The following is a 19,016-nucleotide window of genomic DNA, read 5'->3' on the forward strand; positions in this document are numbered from 1 at the left end:
GCCGTCAGAGAGAAGAAGAGCGCTATTGTGGCAAGCCTGCGAAAACGGCGCAACGCAGATTACCCCGCCCGCTCCTGCGCGGCCTCTTCCACAATCAGACGCGACGGCAGCAGAAAGCGAAAGCAGGTCTCCTGATGCGGCCGGCTGCTGATCTCCAGCCGTGCACCGTGATGGCTCAGCGCATGCTTGACGATCGCCAGCCCCAGTCCGCTGCCCCCGGTGGCACGCGACCGCGCTTTATCAACGCGGTAAAAGCGCTCCGTCAGGCGCGGCAGATGCTCTTCGCTGATGCCGGGACCGTTATCGCAGACTTTAAGCTCCGCTCCCTGCCGCGTGCGCAGCCAGCTGATATGAATATGTGTGCCTTCCGGCGTGTGGTTAACCGCGTTATAGACCAGGTTAGAGATAGCGCTGCGCAGCTGCTCGTCGTTACCCAGTACGCGCAGATGAGGATCGGTATGGAAGTGAATAACATGGCGCCCCTGGCTCAGCGTTTCCGCCTCGCGCTGCAGCAGATGCAGCATGGCCGGTACATCAACCCGCTCTTTGAGATCGAGCGCCGGAGCCGCTTCGATGCGCGACAGCGTCAGCAGCTGCCTCACCAGGCTGTCCATGCGCCGGGTCTGCTCCTGCATTGTACCCAGCGCTTTGCTGCGCGTGCGCGCATTCATCGCCTCATCGTCCATCATCTCCAGATAGCCCTGCAGCACCGTGAGCGGCGTACGCAGTTCATGACTGACGTTGGCAAAAAAGTTGCGGCGGGCGCCCTCCAGCTGATGCATCTGGGTCACATCGCGCGCCACCATCAGCCACTGCCCCTCGCTGTAAGGCATCACGCGGAACTCCATGTGCCGCTGATTATTCAGCACTACCGTCAGCGGCCGGGCAAAGTCGCGCTGGCGGATATAGCGGGAGAATTCGGGATAGCGCAGCAGGTTGAGAATATTCTGGCCGTTATCCTCCGGCCAGCGCAGCCCCAGATGCTGCTGGGCGAGGCCGTTGCACCAGAAAATGGTTCCCTCTTCAGTGGTCAGCACCACGGCATCCGGCAGCGACTCCGCGCCGCTGCGAAAGCGCCTGATCAGGTTTCCCAGCTCGCGGCGGCGGCGGCGGTTACGCAGCTGCATCTGGTAGAGGCCATAAAACAGCGGTTCCCAGCTGCCGCGCCCGGTGGGCGGCGTCATTGATCGGTCGACCCACAGCCAGTGGGAGAGCCGCATCAGATTAGTAAAGTGCCAGGCCAGAACGCCTGAGACGGCTGCCAGCAGCCACCACGACAGATAACCAAACAGCAGGCCGAGCAGCAGCGCAGGCAGACAGGCCAGCGCCAGCTCGGTCAGTAATCGCTTCCAGGAGAGGCGTTCCAGCACGGTAGCAGGCTCCGTTTAGTAGCGGGCAGAGAAACGATACCCTGTTCCGCGTACGGTTTGCACCATACGATCGTGGCCGGAGATTTCCAGTGCTTTACGCAGGCGACGAATATGCACATCCACGGTGCGATCTTCGACATAGACGTTGGTGCCCCAGACGTGGTTCAGCAGCTGTTCGCGGCTGTAGACCCGCTCCGGATGCGTCATAAAGAAATGCAGCAGCTTATATTCGGTTGGTCCCATCTCCAGCGGCGTGGTCTCCGACATCACGCGATGTGAGGAGGGATCGAGACTCAGCCCCTGCATCTCAATCACCTCTTCGACCGCCATCGGGGAGATGCGCCGCATGACGGCTTTGATACGCGCCATCAGCTCTTTCGGTGAGAACGGCTTGGTGATGTAATCATCTGCGCCCACTTCCAGCCCGCGCACGCGATCCTCTTCCTCACCGCGCGCGGTCAGCATCATGACCGGGATATCGCGCGTCATGGCCTCGCGCTTCAGATGTTTAATAAACTGAATGCCGCTGCCGCCAGGCAGCATCCAGTCCAGCAGGATCAGATCGGGCCAGGGTTCAATCAGCCGGCTAATCGCGCTGTCATAATCTTCCGCTTCAATGGGCTGGTAGTCGTTCTGTTCCAGCACAAAACATAACATTTCCCGGATGGGCGCTTCATCTTCCACAACCAAAATGCGCTTGGCCATTATTGCTCCTGCGAGTGTGACGGGATGTCACTGGGATATGCGGCGTCATTATGCGTCAGTTTTATGACACTTTTATGAAAAACCCGGCGGGTAAGCAAGAGATAAAAACCACCCCCGCACCGGCAAAAACGTCTTTTTTCCTTTATGCCCGAAGCCGTTATACTGGCCGTCAGCTTTCAGGCAGGACACCCCATGCGCATTATTCATACCGCAGACTGGCACCTCGGTCAGTTTTTTTACAGCAAGAGTCGCGCCGCCGAACACCAGGCTTTTCTTGACTGGCTGCTCCGGCAAATTGCTGAGCATCAGGTTGATGCACTGATCGTGGCAGGCGATCTGTTTGATACCGGTTCGCCCCCCAGTTACGCCCGTGAAATGTTTAACCGGTTCGTGGTCGCGCTGCAGCCCAGCGGCTGTCAGCTGGTTGTGCTGGCGGGCAATCACGATTCGGTCGCCACGCTGAATGAGTCGCGCGAACTGCTGGCCTGCCTTAACACCCGGGTGATCACCAGCGCCACCCCCGGCGGCGAACAGCAGGTGCTGACGCTGACGCAGCGTGACGGATCGCCGGGCGCGCTGCTGTGCGCCATTCCCTATCTGCGCCCGCGCGATATTCTGCGCAGCCGGGCCGGTCAGTCCGGGCGCGACAAGCAGTTATCGCTGCTGCAGGCGATTGAGCAGCATTATCAGCACTGCTATAGCGCCGCCATGGCAGAAAGAGAGCGGCTGGATAAGCCGCTGCCAATCGTCGCTACCGGCCACCTCACTACCGTGGGCGTGACCAAAAGCGACGCGGTACGTGATATCTATATCGGCACGCTGGATGCGTTTCCGGCGCAGGCGTTTCCGCCCGCAGACTACATTGCACTCGGCCATATTCACCGCGCGCAGCGGATTGCCGGCACGGAACATATTCGCTACAGCGGCTCACCGATCCCGCTCAGTTTTGATGAGAGCGGACGTGATAAAAGCGTCTGGCTGCTCGATTTTGGCCGCACGCTGGAGAGCGTAACCGCGCTGACCATACCCGCCTTTCAGCCGATGCAGATGCTAAAAGGATCGATGGCAGAGATTGAGGCGCAGCTGGCACAGTTTGCCCGCTATGAGGGATCGCTGCCGGTATGGCTGGATATCGAGATCACCACGCAGGAGTACCTCACCGATCTGCAGCGGCGTATTGAACAGCTCACGGCCACGCTGCCGGTAGAGGTGCTGCTGGTACGCCGCAGCCGCGCGCTGCGTCAGCGCAGCCTGGAGCGGCTGACAAATGAGACGCTGAGCGAACTAAAAGTCGAAGAGGTTTTTGCCCGTCGCCTGGCACAGGAGTCAGAGCTGGACGCGCAGCAGAGTGACGGACTGACCCGTCTGTTTCGCAGCGCGCTGGCCGCTCTGGAGGATCCGTCCGCATGAAAATTCTGACGCTACGTTTTAAAAATCTCAACGCGCTGCGCGGTGAATGGCTGATTGACTTCCGCCAGGAGCCGTTCGCCAGCAACGGCCTGTTTGCCATCACGGGCGCTACCGGCGCCGGCAAAACCACGCTGCTGGATGCGATCTGCCTGGCGCTCTATCACCAGACGCCGCGCCTTGGCGGGCTGTCGCAGAGTGAGAATCAGCTGATGACGCGCGACACCGCCGAGTGTCTGGCTGAAGTTGAGTTTGAAATTAAAGGTGAAGCCTGGCGCGCCTTCTGGAGCCAGAACCGGGCGCGCGGTCAGGCTGACGGCAAGCTGCAGGCGCCGCGCGTGGAGCTGGCGCGGGTCGCTGATAATCAGATCGTGGCGGATAAAGTCGGCGATAAGCTGAAAGCCATAGAGTCGCTCTCCGGGCTCGATTTTGCCCGCTTCACCCGCTCAATGATGCTGTCACAGGGTCAGTTTGCCGCATTTCTGAACGCCCGCCCCGGCGAGCGCGCCGAACTGCTGGAGGAGCTGACCGGTACCGAGATTTATGGCGATATCTCCATTCATATTTTTGAACGCTGGCGCGCGGCGCGCGGCGCGCTTGAGACGCTGCGCGCCCGCGCCGGCGGCATTACGCTGCTGGATGAGACGCAGCGGGCATCGCTCACAGAGCAGCTGGAGACTTTAAGCGCGGAGGAGCGCGCGCTGAATGCACAGCTTACGCAGGCGCAGACGCAGCAGCAGTGGCTGGCGCAGGCGCAGCAGCTGACGCAGGAGCAGCAGCACGCTGACGCGGCGCGCCAGGCAGCGGAACAGGCGTGGCAGCAGGCGTCCGCAGAGCGCCAGCAGCTGGCGCGCGCCGAGCCGGCAGAGAAGCTGCGCGCCGGACTGCAGCTGCGTGAACAGCTGCAGCGCGACAGTGATGCACAGCAGCAGCTGGTCCGGCAGCTGCAGGCGCAGCAGCAGCAGGCTGAAACCACGCTGCAGCAGGCGGAACGCGATTATCAGCAGGCGCTGCAGAGGCGTGATGAGGCGGTGGAAGCCGGACAGCAGCTCGAAACGCTGCTGACGGAGCAGGTGCTGCCGCTCGATCAGCAGATAGCGCGCACCGCGCAGCAGCTGAGTGAACAGCAGCAGCAGCTGACGCAGCAGCAGCAGGCGGTCGGCCGCAGCGAACAGGCGCTACAGCAGCAGCAACAGGTGAGTGAACGCTTACAGCTGCAGCTGGCTGAACAGCAGGCGTGGCGCACGCGCGAAGCGGCGACCGCCGGCTGGGGACCGGAGCTGGCGCGCTGGCAGGCTGATATCGGGCACCTTGAGGAGCGTGAACAGGCGGCGACGCAGCTTGCCGGACAGCAGCAGCGACAACAGCAGCAGCTGGCGCTGCTGCAGCAGACGCTGGCAGCGCGTGAACAGGCGGCTAAGCCATTAGCGCAGGCGGAAGCGGAGAGCCGCCAGCAGCGCGAACAGGCTGAGCAGGCGCTGACCTCTCTGGAAAATCAGCAGCGCAGCGCCGATCTGCGCAATGCCCTTGCCCGCTACCAGCAGCAGCGCGCCCCGCGTCAGCAGCTGACGCTGCTGGCCGCGCAGTGGCAATCGCTGCAACCGCAGCGCGTACAGCGGGCTGCCAGGCTGACGCAGCTGCAGCAGAGTTACCGGCAGGGTGAAGAGACGCTGCAGAAGCTGCGCGACAGCTGGAAGCGTGAGCATCAGGCGCTGCTCGATCTGCGTCGCCTGTGCGAACTGGAGCGGACCATTGCCCGGCTGGCTGATGAGCGCGCCAGATTACAGCCTGACACCCCCTGCCCGCTGTGTGGTTCCTGTCAGCACCCGGCGGTAGCGGACTATCAGCAGCTCCGGCCGGATGAGAATCAGCAGCGGCTGACCGCGCTGGAGACGGCAGTGGCGCAGCTGAAAGAGGCAGGCACGGCACAGGGCGAACAGCAGAAACTCTCTCTGCAGCAGCAGCAGGCGCTGGAAGAGGAGCTGGCTGACCTGGATCGCCAGCTGGCCACCATTGATACCCGGTGGCAGGCGCTGTGCACTCCGCTGGGACTGAACTTTACGCCGGCGCAGCATGCAGAGTTCACTGCCTGGCAGCAGCAGCTGGAGGCGCAGGAGCTGACGGAGCAACAGCAGCTGCAGGCGCGTGAAGAGGCAGCAGCAGTGCTGCAGCAGGCTAAAGATGCCTATCTGCAGCAGCAGCAGCGGTGGCAGCAGCATCTGCAGGAGCAGCAGCTTGCACAGCAGCAGCGGGAGAGCGCACAGCAGCAGCTGGCCGATCTGGAGAAGCGGCTCAGAGATGAGCAGCAGGCGCTGCAGCACGCTGCGGCGCGCCTGACGGAGCAGCTCGCGGCCCATCAGCTTCGCCTGCCGGAACCCGCCGCACGCGCCAGCTGGTTTGCCGCACAGCAGCAGCGCTGGCAGCGCTGGCAAGAGAGTGAGCAGTTACTGACTTCTCTGCAGCCGCAGATCGCCAGAGCGGGAAGTGAACAGCATAACCTGCAGCAGACGCTGCAGCGTGAACGGCAGCAACAGGAGAGCCTGCAGCACGCTCTGACGCTGATGCAGCAGCAGCAGCAGGATCTGCAGCAGCAGCGCAGCCAGCTGTTTGGCACGCGCAGCGTAACGGAGGCGCGCCGGCAACAGCACACGCTACTGCAGCAGCTGGACCAGGCGCTGGCAGGGGGGCTGCAGCAGTGGCAGCAGGCGCAAAGCGGACTGCATAGCCTGCAGGGTCAGCTGGCGCAGACGTACAGCCAGCAGGCCGCGCTGACGGAGCGCCTGCAGCAGGCGCAACAGCAGTTCAGCCAGGCACTGCGACAGAGCGAGTTTGCTGATGAAGCGGCACTGCACGCGGCGCTGCTGCCGGAAGAGGCGCTGCTGCAGCTGCGCGCCCGGCTGCAGCAGCTGGAGCAGCAGCGTTTACAGCAGATTGCCCGCTATGAACAGCTGGACCAGCGGCTGGCGCAGCATCAGCAGCAGCGCCCCGCCGGCTTCAGCAATGAACAGGCTGCCGCCCTCAGCCAGCAGCTGGAGACATTACGCCTGGCGCTGCGTGATAACGCGCGCCAGCAGGGAGAGGCGCAGCAGCAGCTGCAGAGTGATGCGCTTCTGCGCCAGCAGCAGCAGGCGCTGCTGGCAGAGATCGCCGCCGATGAGGCTGAGCTGGTGCAGCTGAGCCGCCTCAACGATCTGATCGGTTCAGCCAAAGGTGACAAGTTCCGCCGGTTTGCGCAGGGGTTAACGCTGGATCATCTGGTCTGGCTGGCGAATCGTCAGTTCGATCGCCTGCATGGACGCTATCTGCTGCAGCGACGCCTCAGCGATGAGCTGGAGCTTGAGGTGGTGGATACCTGGCAGGCGGACGCAACCCGCGATACCCGGACGCTTTCAGGCGGTGAGAGTTTTCTGGTGAGTCTGGCGCTGGCGCTGGCGCTCTCCGATCTGGTCAGTCACAAAACCCGCATCGAATCTCTGTTCCTTGATGAGGGGTTTGGCACGCTGGATGCTGAGACGCTCGATACCGCGCTCGACGCGCTGGATGCGCTTAACGCCAGCGGGAAAACCATTGGCGTGATCAGCCACGTAGAGGCGATGAAAGAGCGTATTCCGGTCCAGATCCGGGTACGGAAAATGAATGGCCTGGGATACAGCAAGCTGCAGCTGCCGGGAGCGTAACCTGCGACTGATTCTGGTTCTGCAGAGAGTCAGAGGAATGCCATAGCTTTCCGCCCGGCGCGCGGTAGACTCAGCGGCTGGCTCCCGTTTTTCAGGCTCTGTTATGAGAATAGATTTTATCGCCGCCGCAGCGGGTCTGCTGCTGGCAGCACTGACGCTGACTGGCTGCGCCCGTACGCCTGCCGCCCCGCCAGCCGCATTAAGCAACCTGTGCGAGCCGGACGTGGCACCGGAAAGCGCCTCCTGCCACTGGACGCGCAGCGTTCAGCATCAGCTTAACCAGCAGTTTCGCGATGCGGCGCACTACGCCGGACAGCAGTGCTGGCTGCGGCTGGAGTGGCAGGCCAGCGGGCGCTTTGCCGTTACCCAGACGCAGGGTGATGAGGCGCTGTGCCTGCGCGCCTGGCAGCTGGTTGGCCAGTCCGCCGCGCTGCCGCCGCCGCCCGATCGCACCCAGCCGGCGTGGTTTGGCTTTGCGCCGCATAAGTCATAACGTCGCCTGTCCCTCCAGCGGCCAGAGCCACGCTGCGCCGCGAACGCCGCTGGAGTCGCCGTGCAGCGCTTTACGCACTGGCGTTTCACACTCGCGGCCAAACACCCAGGGTTGCATCAGGCCGGGCAGCGTCTGGTACAGACGGTCCACATTGCTCATTCCGCCGCCCAGCACAATCACGTCGGGATCGAGCAGATTCACCACCTGCGCCAGCGCTTTCGCCAGCCGCTGTTCGTAGCGGCTCATCGCCTGCTCCGCCAGCGGATCCTGCTGCGCAATCAGCTGCATAATCTCCGCACCGCTGAGCGTCTGCCCGCTTAACCGCTGGTAATCAGTGGCAAAACCGGTTCCGGAAACAAAGGTTTCAATACATCCCCGTAAGCCGCAGTAGCACGGCACCTCCTGCTGAAAGCGCTGCTCATCGGCATCCATCCACGGCAGCGGATTGTGCCCCCACTCGCCGGCGTTGCCATTGAGCCCGATGCGCGACACGCCGTTCATGGCGATCCCCGCGCCGGATCCGGTGCCGATGATCACCGCAAACACCAGCGGCTGACCGGCGCCGGCGCCGTCGGTGGCTTCAGAGACCGCCAGACAGTTTGCATCATTGGCAATACGCACCTCCCGGCTCAGCGCCTGCGCCAGATCTTTATCCAGCGGCTGTCCGTTCAGCCAGGTGGAGTTGGCATTTTTCACCCGCTGCGCATAGGGCGAAATCGAGCCGGGAATACCGACCCCGACGCTGCCCCGCTCTCCGGTCTGCGCTTCGGCCAGACGTACCAGATCCGCCATCACGCCGACCGTAGCAGCGTAGTCGTTGCGCGGGGTATTCACGCGATGACGGAACAGCTGCGTGCCGTCATCCGATAAAGCAATAACCTCTGTCTTGGTGCCGCCTAAATCGATACCGATACGCACGGGTTATTCCTCATTATTCACATGGGGTGGAGATACAGTAGAGGGGCGATTCGGGAAAGGCAATGAAACCCGGCGCAGGTTTCGCTATCATGCGCGCTCCCTGTTTGAGACTTGTGCGCCCGATCGCACCCACGGTAAGGAATCCCGATGTTGTGGTTTAAAAATATGATGGTTTATCGTCTGAATCGTGACCTTCCGCTGTCCGCAGACGATCTGGAAAAACAGCTTGATGCATTTACGTTCTCACCGTGCGGAAGTCAGGATATGGCTCAGACCGGCTGGGTATCGCCGATGGGTAACCGCGGGGAAGCGCTGGCCCATGAGGTCAACGGACAGATAGTGATCTGCGCCCGCACCGAACAGAAAATTCTGCCTTCACCGGTCGTGAAGCAGGCGCTGGATGCCAAAATTGAGAAGCTGGAGGCGGAGCAGAGCCGCAAGCTGAAGAAAACTGAAAAAGATTCGCTGAAAGATGAAGTGCTGCACAGCCTGCTGCCCCGCGCTTTCAGCCGTTTCAGCCAGACCTTTATGTGGATCGATACGGTCAATAACCTGATCGCTGTTGACTGCGCCAGCGCCAAAAAAGCGGAAGATACGCTGGCGCTGCTGCGCAAAAGTCTCGGCTCGCTGCCGGTCGTGCCGCTGACCATGGAGAAGCCGATTGAGCTGACGCTGACGGAGTGGGTGCGCGGCGGCGACCTGCCTGCAGGCTACGCCCTGATGGATGAGGCGGAGCTGAAAGCGCTGCTGGAGGATGGCGGTGTGATCCGCTGCAAAAAGCAGGATCTGATCTCCGATGAGATCGCCAACCACATTGAAGCGGGCAAAGTGGTGACCAGACTGGCGCTCGACTGGCAGGAGCGAATTCAGTTTGTGATTGCTGATGATGGTTCAGTAAAGCGCCTGAAATTCAGCGATACGCTGCGTGAACAGAATGATGATATCGATCGCGAGGATTTCGCTCTGCGCTTTGACGCTGACTTTACGCTGATGACCGGCGAACTCGCGGCGCTGATCGCCAGCCTGACCGACGCGCTCGGCGGCGAAGCACCGCGTTAATCAGGCATAAAAAAAGCTGCAGCCTGAAGGTTGCAGCTCTGTCTCTCTTGCGCCGTTTACAGGTAGCGGCAGAGATAGGAGGTAGGCTCAGCTACCTGCAGATGAAACTCACTGTGGCCGGGGACATTAAATGTGCTGCCCGCCTCATACCACTTCCACTCCGCCTCACCCGGCAGCAGCACTTTCAGTGCGCCGCTCACCACCGTCATCTCTTCCGGCTGGCCGGTGCCAAAGGTGTACTCGCCTTCAGCCATAACGCCTACGCTGGCGCGGCCGATGGTCACGCTGTCGAACCCGATCGATTTCACTTTTCCGTCGAAATAATCACTGACATTGAGCATGCTTTTTCCTCGCAGCACATGAAGGTTATCAGCAGATTACAAGGGGAGCCCTCAGGGTGTCACGCAAATAAATCGCTGCTGGCGCAGCGGCAGGAAAATTCAGGAGAGTGCGGAGAATTCACTGGCGTCCCTGCCAGTGCGGCTTATTCTTTTTCCACATCTTCGTAGCGATCTTTCGCGTCCAGTGCTTCCTGCTCAGATTCATGCTCGCTGATCAGGGAGTTCTCTTTAGGATGATCGGCACGCAGTTCATACCAGGTAACTTTTTTACCTTCTGGCCCTTTTTCGACGGCCACGACACGGGCTTCACGCGGATAGGGTGGTCTGGATGGCATCGTTTTCCCTCTCTTATCAGTGTTCCACACGGCAGTGGCGATCCGCTGCCTGTAACTGAGTATAGACCAGCATGCATTGATGCCAGCAAAGCGGGAGTTTTCTGATAAAAATCAGCTGGCGCGGGCCAGCGCGAGCGAACGTATGATCTGTTCTGCAACCTGCTCCGGCGGCTGCATGGCATCAACCTGATAGTGGGCCGCCTGCTGATAGAGCGGCGCGCGCAGGCGCAGGATCTCATCCATCTCCTCGGCAATTGGCTGGCCGGTAAGCGTGGGCCGCTGCGCGGTTTCAGGCTGCTGCTGCAGCCGGTTCGCCAGCGCTTCCGCCGGTGCGCTGAGCCAGATCACATGTCCCTGCTCGCGCATAAAGCGGCGGTTTACTTCAGCCAGCACCATCCCGCCGCCGGTGGCAATCACCGCTGCCGGCGTGGTGACGGCGCGCAGCGCCTCGGTTTCGCGCGCGCGGAAGCTCTCCCAGCCTTCGCTGGCAACAATTTCAGCCACGCTGCGCTGCGCGGCCTGCTGCAGGTAGTGATCGGTATCGCAGAAGGTGTAATTCAGCATGCGCGCCAGCACCTGGCCGATAGTGGTTTTGCCGCATCCGCGTGCGCCGATAAGATAGATGGGTAATGACATCCGGGCTTATTCTCCGCCGTGCTCTGCCGCGCCGGCAGGCGATCAGGTCAATAATGCGTCGCATAATATCCGGATTTTATTTCAGCAGCCAGTTTCGAAGCACAAATTACGCGCACTCTGGCGGCTGCTATAATTAGCTCACTGAATTTAAAGCGAAAAAGCATGCGCATTTTGTGCATCACCCGGGCGGTGTACGCGGGCAACATTTGCTTACCACGTCAGTGATTTACTTTCGCGCGCCCTGCCCGCATATAGATAGCCTTAACGCCAACGGAGGTTCACCATGCAAAATCAGGAACAGCAACTCATTGAAAATCTCTTTAGCCGGTTAAAACAGGCCGGTGAGCAGAGTGGCCCGCGCGATGCGGGTGCGGAACAGCTTATCCGTCAGCATCTGCAGAACCAGCCCGACGCGCCCTACTACATGGCCCAGGCGATTCTGATTCAGGAGGCTGCACTGAAAAAGCTGAATGCCCGCATCACCGAGCTGGAAAACAACCAGGCACAGCAGCAGGCTCCGCAGCAGAGCGGCGGCTTTCTTTCCGGTTTATTTGGCGGCGGTTCGCGTCAGCAGCAACCGCAGCAGCAGCAGTCTGGCTGGAACAGCCCGCCCCCGCAATATGCGCAGCAGCCGGCCGCACCGGCCCGCGGCACTGGCTTTCTCGGCGGCGCGCTGCAGACGGCTGTAGGCGTGGCAGGTGGCGTGGTGATGGCGGATATGCTCACCAGCCTGTTTCATCATTCGCAGCCGGAAGAGATCGTGAATATTATCAACGAACCGGCGCTGCCGCAGGTGGATGAGAACCTGGATACGTTCAACGGCAACGACAGCAGCAGTGCGTTTCTCAATGACAACAGCAGCTGGAATGACAACAGCTTTGCCGACAACAGCGATCTGAATGATTTTGACAACGGCGGCTTTGATGATGATGACAGCTTTGTCTGATCAGCGCTGACGCAGCCACTTGTCGAGTTCGTTGGCAAACAGCTGGCGGTCACGCGGGCTCAGCGCCGCCGGGCCGCCGCTCTGAATGCCGCTGGCGCGCATCGTCTCCATAAAATCGCGCATGGTCAGGCGCTGCCGGATAGTATCAGGCGAGTAACGCTCACCACGCGGATTCAGCGCAGCAGCCCCTTTTTCCAGCACTTCCGCCGCCAGCGGAATGTCGCCGGTGATCACCAGCTCGCCGGGCTGCACGCGCTTCACAATTTCATTGTCCGCCACGTCAAAACCGGCCGCGACCTGCAGCGTCTTCAGAAAGGGTGAAGGCGGCACGCGCAGCGGCTGGTTAGCGACAAAGGTCACCGTCACTTTTGTCCGTTCGGCAGCGCGGTAAAGTACCTCTTTAATGACTACCGGACAGGCGTCAGCATCGACCCAGATTGACATAATGGTTTCCCTGTAATGAATAACAGGCGCAATCTTGCCGCGCTGGTCAGGAAAGGCAATCGATATTTTACCGGCACTTGTTATTCACGACCGCTGACGTAAGCTAACCCGCAGCGAAATCAATATGATTAAGGAGAGAGCGATGCTGGAGAAAAAAATCGGCTTTATCGGCTGCGGCAATATGGCCCGGGCGATCATCAGCGGCCTGGTCAACAGCGGGCTTATCGCCCCCGCCAATATTCTGGTATGGGACCGCAAAGCGGAAACCAACCAGCAGATGGCGCAGCAGTACGGGATCAGCGCGGCGGAGAGCGCAGAAGCACTGGCGCGCGAGGCGGATATCCTGTTTGGCGCGGTCAAACCTAATGTGATTCTGAAAGTGCTCAGCGATCTGGCGGGCGTGATGAAAAAGGATGCGCTGGTAGTTTCAATTGCCGCAGGCGTGACGCTGGATTCGCTGGCTGGCGTACTGGGTCACGATCGCAAAATTGTGCGGGTGATGCCCAATACGCCGGCGCTGGTCAATGAGGGCATGACCTCGGTGACACCTAACGTGCTGGTGGAGCCGCAGGAAGTGGACGATATCGTCGCTATTTTTGAAAGCTTCGGGAAAGCCGCCGTGGTCAATGAGTATCTGATCCACGCGGTTGTGGGCGTCAGCGGCTCTGCTCCGGCATATGTATTTATGTTTATTGAAGCGATGGCCGACGCGGCCGTGCTGGGCGGCATGCCGCGCGCGCAGGCGTATGAGTTTGCCGCGCAGGCGGTGAAAGGTGCTGCGCAGATGGTCATCGAGACGGGCACACATCCTGCTGAGCTGAAAGATCAGGTCTGCTCGCCCGGTGGCACGACGATTGAGGCGGTAAAAGCGCTGGAAGAGAATGGTTTTCGCGCGGCGGTGATGAACGCCATGCAGCGCTGTATGGCGAAGTCAGAGGCGCTGAGCAAAGCGTAATCGCAGTCCTCTTCTGCCGTCGTCCCGGTCCTCTTTTCTGAACTGAGGACCGGAATTAAGCCGGGCAGTTACGCGGTATACTGCTCATAGAGCGCCACGCCCTGCGCCAGCGTCAGCGGCTGCTGCATCTGTTCGATTAGCGCAGCGGTAAGCGTGTATAATCCGGCCGAGCAGACCGCTGCAATTCTCCCCTGCTGGCAGTAGAATGCAATAAACCTCTGGTCATCCAGCGAACCCAGCAGACGATATTCATCCCACTCTTCAGCATGCCCGAGATATTCGTAACGGGTGCCGTAGTGCGCCGTCCAGAAAAAAGGTACGCGGTCGTACTCAATCTGCTTATCCAGCATATTCAGCGCGGCAATCCGCCCCTGCTGGTGAGCCACACGATAGTGCTCGATGCGCTGTTCGCCATCAGCGGTGGGATAGGTGGCAATATCGCCGGCGACCCAGACGCTATCCGTCACCCGCAGCTGGCGATCGGTCAGCAGGCTGCCATCCTCCTGCAGCGTTAAGTCATGCACAAACCCGGTTGCGGGGCTGACGCCGGTACCGAGCAGCACCCGCCGCGCGGGCAATGTTTTGCCTCCTTTCAGGCGTAGCGCAGTGACTTCACGCTCCCCCTCCAGCGCCTCCGGCTCGCCCTGCTCAAAGATAACGCCGTTACTGCGGTGCAGCGCATAAAAATGCTCCGCTATCTCTTCGCCAAACTGTTTTACAAACGGCAGACGCTGGCGGGCGACCACGGTGACCTTTACGTCACGACTGCGCAGCGCTCCGGCAACTTCCATACCGATAAAACTGTTGCCGACAATCACCAGCTCCTGCGTTTCATCAACATCGTTCAGCAGCGCCTCAGCCTGATCGCGCGAACGCAGCAGGTGAACGCCGGCCAGATCCCGGCCGGGAATATCCGGCGCCTGCGGCACGCCACCGGTCGCCACCAGCAGCCGGTCAAACCTCACCTGCTCTCCGCTTTTCAGCGTGAGCGTTTTTGCACGCGCCTGCAGCTGCACCACCTCATCCTGCAGCAGTTCGACCGGCCCCAGCACATCCTGCTGCAGCAGCGCAGGGACATCATCGATAGCCATTTTGCCCGACGGCACAAACTTGCTGAGCGCGGTACGGTCATACGGGGCCGCGGCCTCTCGCTCAATACGAATAATCTGTCCGCTGAATCCCTCATCGCGCAGCGTCCAGATCGCCGCGGCGCCCGCCGCTCCGCTGCCGAGAATGACATAGACCGGCTCGCTATCTGCCGCAGCGGGTGCGGATGCCTCAGGAAGCGGCTGCTCACTGACCAGCACCTTGCCCTGCTCGATCCGCACCGGATAACGCGTCAGGTTGGCCAGCGCCAGCGGTTCACACATTTTGCCATCCTGCAGCTGAAATACCGCTTTGTGCCACGGGCAGATCAGTTTGCCGTCACAGACCGCCCCTTCCGCCAGCGGCGCGCCGGCGTGCGGGCATTTGGCCTGAAACGCCTGCACCTGATCGCCATCGCGGATCAAAATAATGTCGGTCTCGCCCACGCTGAACGGCACGGGCTGCTGCTGCGCCAGCGCGTTAAGCTCTGTGATAGATTGATAGCTCACACCTTGCTCCTTTATTATTTTCGGATGCGGGATGACAAACCCCTGCAAAGAGTAAGTGTGGCAAAGCGTGGGAAACTGGCAGGAAAAATAAAGCAAGCGGCAGCTAAGTCATTAATCAGATGCCGCTTTTATTATCAGGCGCTTTTTTTCAGGCAGCTACTCATAAAGGTTTTGCGCGCATCACCCGAGAGATCTTTTTCCCCGGCTGCGCTGTTGCAGCTTTTCATTTTCAGCTGCTGCGGCGTCATATTGCCGAGCTTACTCTCTTTTTTCAGGCAGTCGCTCATAAAGGTTTTGCGCTCATCGCCTTTCAGATTTTGCGTGGCGGCGAGCTGATTACAGCGCGTCATCTTTTCCTGCTGCGGCGTTTTTTCAGCGGCGCCTGCGCTGCTAACGGTAAACAGCAGAGCAGCGCCAGTCAGAGTCAGTAACGAATATTTCATTGCCGGGATCTCCGTGTAGGGGGGACTTTATCAGTCTGGCACGAAAATCAGCGAAACAGCGGCAAATCGCTTACGCAGGCTCACTGGCGAGGATATTTGAGTAATTTTTCGATGTAATTTCGCAGCAGTACCGCATCAGCGCTCTCAGCAACCGGCGCGGCGGGCGGCATCGCATTTTTAATCGCGCTGGCGATTTGATGGTGCTGTTCCGCATCCAGCTGGCGCAGCATGGCAGTCAGCACGATCTCCAGCGCCTCGATCTGTACCACCAGATCTTTGGACGCCTCTTCTTTCTCCGCCAGCCTGAGCAGGAGTTCTGCAATCAGATTTTTCATGCAATGAACTCGATAAGGAAAGGAGTGCTGACGTTAGCACTGAGCAGAAGAAAACAACAAGCGCTTTTCCTCACTTTTGTGAATAAATAAGCCTTAAAAAAGCGTAACAATTCAACGTCTAATGGCGAAACGTTTTGCTGCTGCCGGCAGCCTGCTGCAGATTCTGCTTTTTTGTCACGGTTTCAGCAACCAACGCTTTACAGCTGATGCTATTTGCATCAATGTGAGCGCATTACAATTTCAGAGATATCATCATGACTTCTGCGCTCTCTTTAGCGGCTATCCTGGCGCGTCGCGACTGGGAAAATCCGGTTATCACCAGCCTGCACCGTCTCGATACCCATCCGCCCTTTGCCAGCTGGCGCGATGAAGAGGCCGCCCGCGATGATCGCCCGTCGCCCTCCCTGCAGTCGCTGAACGGTGACTGGCAATTCAGCTATTTTACCCAGCCTGAAGCGGTGCCGGAGAGCTGGCTGCAGCAGGATCTGCCGGATGCTGCGGCGCTTCCGGTACCGGCTAACTGGCAGCTGTACGGCTATGATGCGCCAGTTTATACCAACGTGCAGTACCCTATTCCGGTTAATCCGCCGTTTGTGCCGCAGGCCAACCCTACTGGCTGCTATTCGCTCACATTTACCGTTGATGAGCAGTGGCTGCAGCGGGGCCAGACGCGCATTATTTTTGACGGTGTTAATTCGGCCTGCTTTGTGTGGTGTAACGGACACTGGCTTGGCTACTCTCAGGACAGCCGTCTGCCGGCGGAGTTTGACCTCAGCGCTGCGCTGCAGGCAGGCGAAAATCGCCTGGCGGTGATGGTGCTGCGCTGGTGTGACGGCAGCTATCTGGAAGATCAGGATATGTGGCGCATGAGCGGCATTTTCCGCGATGTGACGCTGCTGCATAAACCTGACGTCCGCTTCGCGGATATCCAGCTTGAAACCGCGCTCAGCCCGGAGTATTCGCAGGGCGATTTGCGCGTCAGCGTCAAGCTTGATGCCAGTCAGACCGCGCTGGCAGGCTGCCATATTCGCGTCTCGCTGTGGCTGGGCGATACCTGCGTCGGCACGCAGGAGCAGGCGCCCGGCAGCGCCATCATCGATGAGCGCGGACGCTATCCGGAGCGGGCCACGCTACGGCTGCCGGTGAGTCAGCCACGGCTCTGGAGCGCGGAGACGCCCCACCTTTACCGCGCGGTGGTCACCCTGCTGGATGCGCAGCATCAGGTGCTGGAAGCGGAAGCGTATGATATCGGGTTCCGGCGCGTCAGCATTGAGCAGGGCCAGCTCTGCCTGAATGGTCAGCCGCTGCTGATTCGCGGCGTTAACCGCCATGAACACCATCCGGAACGCGGTCAGGTGGTGGATGAGGCCAGCATGCGCCGCGATATCGTGCTGATGAAGCGGCATAACTTCAATGCGGTGCGCTGCGCCCACTACCCTAACCATCCGCTCTGGTATCGCCTGTGCGATCGCTACGGCCTCTATGTGGTGGATGAAGCAAATATTGAAACGCACGGTATGCAGCCGATGAACCGGCTCTCTGACGATCCGCGCTGGTTTGCCGCCTTCAGCGAGCGGGTGACGCGCATGGTACAGCGCGACCGCAACCATGCCTGCATTATTATCTGGTCGCTGGGTAACGAATCCGGACATGGCAGCACGCATGACGCCCTCTACCGCTGGGTTAAAAGCAGCGACACAACGCGTCCGGTGCAGTATGAGGGAGGCGGCGCAGACAGCAATGCAACCGATATTATCTGCCCGATGTATGCGCGGGTCGATCAGGATCAGCCCTTCCCGGCCGTGCCCAAGTGGTCGCTGAAAAAATGGATTGGCCTGCCGGGTGAACAGCGCCCGCTGATTCTGTGTGAGTATGCGCACGCGATGGGGAACAGCTTTGGCGGCTTTGCCAGATACTGGCAGGCGTTTCGTGAATTTCCGCGTCTGCAGGGCGGCTTTGTCTGGGACTGGGCCGATCAGAGCCTGACGCGCTACGACAGCAGCGGTAATGCCTGGCAGGCGTACGGCGGCGATTTTGGCGACACCCCTAACGATCGTCAGTTCTGCATGAATGGTCTGGTCTATGCTGACCGCTCGCCGCACCCCGCCCTGTTTGAGGCGCAGCGCGCGCAGCAGTTTTTCCGCTTTGAGCACGACGTCACGCAGCCGGGCCGCATCACCGTTACCAGTGAATATCTGTTCCGGCACAGCGATAACGAGCAGCTGCGCTGGTGCATTGAGCAGGATGGCGTGCCGGTCGCGACCGGCACGGTGCCGCTCGATATTGCGCCGCAGGGCAGTCAGCAGATTGAGATTGCGCTGCCGTCAGGCCTGCAGGGTGCCGCGTGGCTGAATGTTACGGTGCACCAGCCGGAAGCTACCGCCTGGTCCGACGCTGATGCCCGCGTGGCGTGGGATCAGTGGCAGCTGCCTGCCGCGCTGCCGCTGCGCCTGCCGGCGATCGGCGACAGTGCGCCGCAGCTGCTTATGCAGCCGGAGGAGATTGAAGTGGCGATCGCGCAGCAGCGCTGGCGCTTCTCGCGCCTGAGCGGTGAACTGACTGCGTGGCTGGTGGGTGAGCAGCAGACCCTGCTGACACCGCTGCAGCCCTGCTTTGTCCGCGCGCCAATTGACAACGATATCGGCACCAGTGAAGCAGCCAGCGTGGATCCCAACGCCTGGGTCGAGCGCTGGCGGCGCGCCGGCTACGAAGAGCTTGAACCGGAGCTGCTGGCGATGCAGGCCGACAGCCTGGCGCACGGGGTACAGATTGAAAGCTGGCATCAGTGGCGCGCGCAGGAGCAGGTCTGCTTTACCACGCACCAGCGCTACTTTATCAGCGCCCGCGGTGAGGTTACGCTTTCCCTGACGGTGGAGCAGGCCGCCGGATTACCACCGCCGGCGCGTATCGGCTGGCGCTGCCAGCTGGCGCACTCGCCGGAGCAGGTCAGCTGGCTGGGTCTGGGTCCTCACGAAAACTATCCGGATCGCCAGCTGGCAGCGCAGTTCTCCCGCTGGCAGCTGCCGCTTGCCGATCTCACCACCAATTATGTTTTCCCCGGGGAAAATGGTTTGCGCTGCGGCACCCGTCAGCTCGACAGCGGCAGCTGGCAGATCGGCGGTGATTTTGCCTTTTCACTCAGCCGCTACAGTCTTGAGCAGCTGCGCGATACGTCACATCGTCATCTGCTGCAACCGGAGGCGGGCTGCTGGCTGCATCTTGATGGTTTTCATATGGGAGTCGGCGGCGATGACTCCTGGAGCCCCAGCGTCAGTCCGGAGTTTCTGCTGACGCAGCAGCGCTGGCAGATGACGCTGACGCTGCATCAGGACAATCAACAATTGTGAAAAAATATGA

17 protein-coding genes are annotated in these 19,016 nt (G+C 60.5%); 7 read left to right on the forward strand and 10 right to left on the reverse strand.

Annotated features, from left to right (window positions below; translation table 11 throughout):
- Positions 1–59: 59 nt before the first annotated feature.
- Together phoR and phoB are read right to left on the reverse strand one after the other, a co-directional pair.
- Complete coding sequence (gene phoR, locus F3I15_RS09675; protein ID WP_150017697.1) at positions 60–1,370, reverse strand: phosphate regulon sensor histidine kinase PhoR; 1,311 nt, start codon at positions 1,368–1,370, stop codon at positions 60–62.
- A 15-nt stretch (positions 1,371–1,385) separates the two neighbouring features.
- Positions 1,386–2,075 carry a phosphate response regulator transcription factor PhoB gene (gene phoB, locus F3I15_RS09680; protein WP_039382949.1) on the reverse strand — a complete coding sequence of 230 codons (690 nt, stop codon included), beginning with the start codon at positions 2,073–2,075 and terminating at the stop codon, positions 1,386–1,388.
- 192 nt (positions 2,076–2,267) lie between these two features.
- Between phoB and sbcD the strand changes: the two genes are divergently transcribed.
- The 3 genes from sbcD (at position 2,268) to F3I15_RS09695 (ending at position 7,652) form a co-directional block, all read left to right on the forward strand.
- A complete protein-coding gene (gene sbcD, locus F3I15_RS09685) occupies positions 2,268–3,485 on the forward strand; it encodes an exonuclease subunit SbcD (protein WP_150017699.1) in 1,218 nt (405 codons plus the stop codon).
- Positions 3,482–7,159 (forward strand): AAA family ATPase, encoded by a 3,678-nt coding sequence (locus tag F3I15_RS09690; RefSeq protein WP_150017701.1) that lies wholly within the window; start codon positions 3,482–3,484, stop codon positions 7,157–7,159. The genes sbcD and F3I15_RS09690 overlap by 4 nt, the downstream gene beginning before the upstream one ends.
- A gap of 103 nt (positions 7,160–7,262) precedes the next feature.
- Positions 7,263–7,652: a cell envelope integrity TolA C-terminal domain-containing protein gene (locus F3I15_RS09695; protein WP_150017703.1), complete on the forward strand. Its 390-nt coding sequence runs from the start codon at positions 7,263–7,265 to the stop codon at positions 7,650–7,652.
- On the opposite strand, the gene mak is transcribed toward F3I15_RS09695, so the two are convergent.
- On the reverse strand, positions 7,647–8,570 hold the full coding sequence (gene mak, locus F3I15_RS09700; protein ID WP_150017705.1) for a fructokinase: 924 nt from the start codon (positions 8,568–8,570) through the stop codon (positions 7,647–7,649). The genes F3I15_RS09695 and mak overlap by 6 nt on opposite strands.
- A gap of 147 nt (positions 8,571–8,717) precedes the next feature.
- On the opposite strand from mak, the gene rdgC reads away from it, so the two are divergent.
- Positions 8,718–9,629: a recombination-associated protein RdgC gene (rdgC, locus tag F3I15_RS09705; protein ID WP_150017707.1), complete on the forward strand. Its 912-nt coding sequence runs from the start codon at positions 8,718–8,720 to the stop codon at positions 9,627–9,629.
- A gap of 56 nt (positions 9,630–9,685) precedes the next feature.
- On the opposite strand, the gene ppnP is transcribed toward rdgC, so the two are convergent.
- The 3 genes from ppnP to aroL all read right to left on the reverse strand — a co-directional run bounded on the left by ppnP (position 9,686) and on the right by aroL (position 10,941).
- A complete protein-coding gene (gene ppnP / locus F3I15_RS09710) occupies positions 9,686–9,970 on the reverse strand; it encodes a pyrimidine/purine nucleoside phosphorylase (protein ID WP_039382944.1) in 285 nt (94 codons plus the stop codon).
- 143 nt (positions 9,971–10,113) lie between these two features.
- Positions 10,114–10,305: a YaiA family protein gene (locus F3I15_RS09715; RefSeq protein ID WP_150017709.1), complete on the reverse strand. Its 192-nt coding sequence runs from the start codon at positions 10,303–10,305 to the stop codon at positions 10,114–10,116.
- A gap of 111 nt (positions 10,306–10,416) precedes the next feature.
- On the reverse strand, positions 10,417–10,941 hold the full coding sequence (gene aroL, locus F3I15_RS09720; RefSeq protein ID WP_150017711.1) for a shikimate kinase AroL: 525 nt from the start codon (positions 10,939–10,941) through the stop codon (positions 10,417–10,419).
- 283 nt (positions 10,942–11,224) lie between these two features.
- Here aroL and F3I15_RS09725 point away from each other — a divergent pair, with 283 nt between their 5' ends.
- Entirely contained in the window at positions 11,225–11,887 is a 663-nt protein-coding gene (locus F3I15_RS09725) for a DUF2076 domain-containing protein (protein WP_150017713.1), read from the forward strand.
- Here F3I15_RS09725 and F3I15_RS09730 read toward each other — a convergent pair whose 3' ends face one another.
- Positions 11,888–12,331 carry a YaiI/YqxD family protein gene (locus tag F3I15_RS09730; protein ID WP_039382940.1) on the reverse strand — a complete coding sequence of 148 codons (444 nt, stop codon included), beginning with the start codon at positions 12,329–12,331 and terminating at the stop codon, positions 11,888–11,890.
- Between the two features lie 142 nt (positions 12,332–12,473).
- On the opposite strand from F3I15_RS09730, the gene proC reads away from it, so the two are divergent.
- A complete protein-coding gene (proC, locus tag F3I15_RS09735) occupies positions 12,474–13,286 on the forward strand; it encodes a pyrroline-5-carboxylate reductase (protein ID WP_113654941.1) in 813 nt (270 codons plus the stop codon).
- 68 nt (positions 13,287–13,354) lie between these two features.
- Here the strand turns inward: proC and F3I15_RS09740 are convergent, their stop codons facing one another.
- From F3I15_RS09740 to iraP, 3 genes are all read right to left on the reverse strand, one after another.
- Entirely contained in the window at positions 13,355–14,881 is a 1,527-nt protein-coding gene (locus tag F3I15_RS09740) for an FAD-dependent oxidoreductase (RefSeq protein ID WP_150017715.1), read from the reverse strand.
- 134 nt (positions 14,882–15,015) lie between these two features.
- A complete protein-coding gene (locus tag F3I15_RS09745) occupies positions 15,016–15,324 on the reverse strand; it encodes a PsiF family protein (RefSeq protein WP_150017717.1) in 309 nt (102 codons plus the stop codon).
- 80 nt (positions 15,325–15,404) lie between these two features.
- The gene (gene iraP, locus F3I15_RS09750) at positions 15,405–15,659 is read right to left on the reverse strand and encodes an anti-adapter protein IraP (protein ID WP_094112120.1); all 255 of its coding nucleotides are present in this window, start codon (positions 15,657–15,659) and stop codon (positions 15,405–15,407) included.
- A 254-nt stretch (positions 15,660–15,913) separates the two neighbouring features.
- Here iraP and F3I15_RS09755 point away from each other — a divergent pair, with 254 nt between their 5' ends.
- Complete coding sequence (locus tag F3I15_RS09755) at positions 15,914–19,006, forward strand: beta-galactosidase (protein ID WP_150017719.1); 3,093 nt, start codon at positions 15,914–15,916, stop codon at positions 19,004–19,006.
- The last annotated feature ends 10 nt before the right edge of the window (positions 19,007–19,016 follow it).

The organism is Pantoea sp. M_9 (assembly GCF_008631385.1).
GTDB lineage: Bacteria > Pseudomonadota > Gammaproteobacteria > Enterobacterales > Enterobacteriaceae > Pantoea > Pantoea eucrina.

What these genes read in the sequence shown, in the direction of transcription:
- F3I15_RS09725 (WP_150017713.1), top strand. Translation starts at nt 11,225, where the DNA reads ATGCAAAATCAGGAACAGCAACTCATTGAAAATCTCTTTAGCCGGTTA.
- F3I15_RS09715 (WP_150017709.1), bottom strand. Translation starts at nt 10,305, where the DNA reads ATGCCATCCAGACCACCCTATCCGCGTGAAGCCCGTGTCGTGGCCGTC.
- aroL (WP_150017711.1), bottom strand. Translation starts at nt 10,941, where the DNA reads ATGTCATTACCCATCTATCTTATCGGCGCACGCGGATGCGGCAAAACC.
- F3I15_RS09730 (WP_039382940.1), bottom strand. Translation starts at nt 12,331, where the DNA reads ATGTCAATCTGGGTCGATGCTGACGCCTGTCCGGTAGTCATTAAAGAG.
- proC (WP_113654941.1), top strand. Translation starts at nt 12,474, where the DNA reads ATGCTGGAGAAAAAAATCGGCTTTATCGGCTGCGGCAATATGGCCCGG.
- phoB (WP_039382949.1), bottom strand. Translation starts at nt 2,075, where the DNA reads ATGGCCAAGCGCATTTTGGTTGTGGAAGATGAAGCGCCCATCCGGGAA.
- F3I15_RS09690 (WP_150017701.1), top strand. Translation starts at nt 3,482, where the DNA reads ATGAAAATTCTGACGCTACGTTTTAAAAATCTCAACGCGCTGCGCGGT.
- F3I15_RS09755 (WP_150017719.1), top strand. Translation starts at nt 15,914, where the DNA reads ATGACTTCTGCGCTCTCTTTAGCGGCTATCCTGGCGCGTCGCGACTGG.
- iraP (WP_094112120.1), bottom strand. Translation starts at nt 15,659, where the DNA reads ATGAAAAATCTGATTGCAGAACTCCTGCTCAGGCTGGCGGAGAAAGAA.
- rdgC (WP_150017707.1), top strand. Translation starts at nt 8,718, where the DNA reads ATGTTGTGGTTTAAAAATATGATGGTTTATCGTCTGAATCGTGACCTT.
- F3I15_RS09745 (WP_150017717.1), bottom strand. Translation starts at nt 15,324, where the DNA reads ATGAAATATTCGTTACTGACTCTGACTGGCGCTGCTCTGCTGTTTACC.
- sbcD (WP_150017699.1), top strand. Translation starts at nt 2,268, where the DNA reads ATGCGCATTATTCATACCGCAGACTGGCACCTCGGTCAGTTTTTTTAC.
- ppnP (WP_039382944.1), bottom strand. Translation starts at nt 9,970, where the DNA reads ATGCTCAATGTCAGTGATTATTTCGACGGAAAAGTGAAATCGATCGGG.
- F3I15_RS09695 (WP_150017703.1), top strand. Translation starts at nt 7,263, where the DNA reads ATGAGAATAGATTTTATCGCCGCCGCAGCGGGTCTGCTGCTGGCAGCA.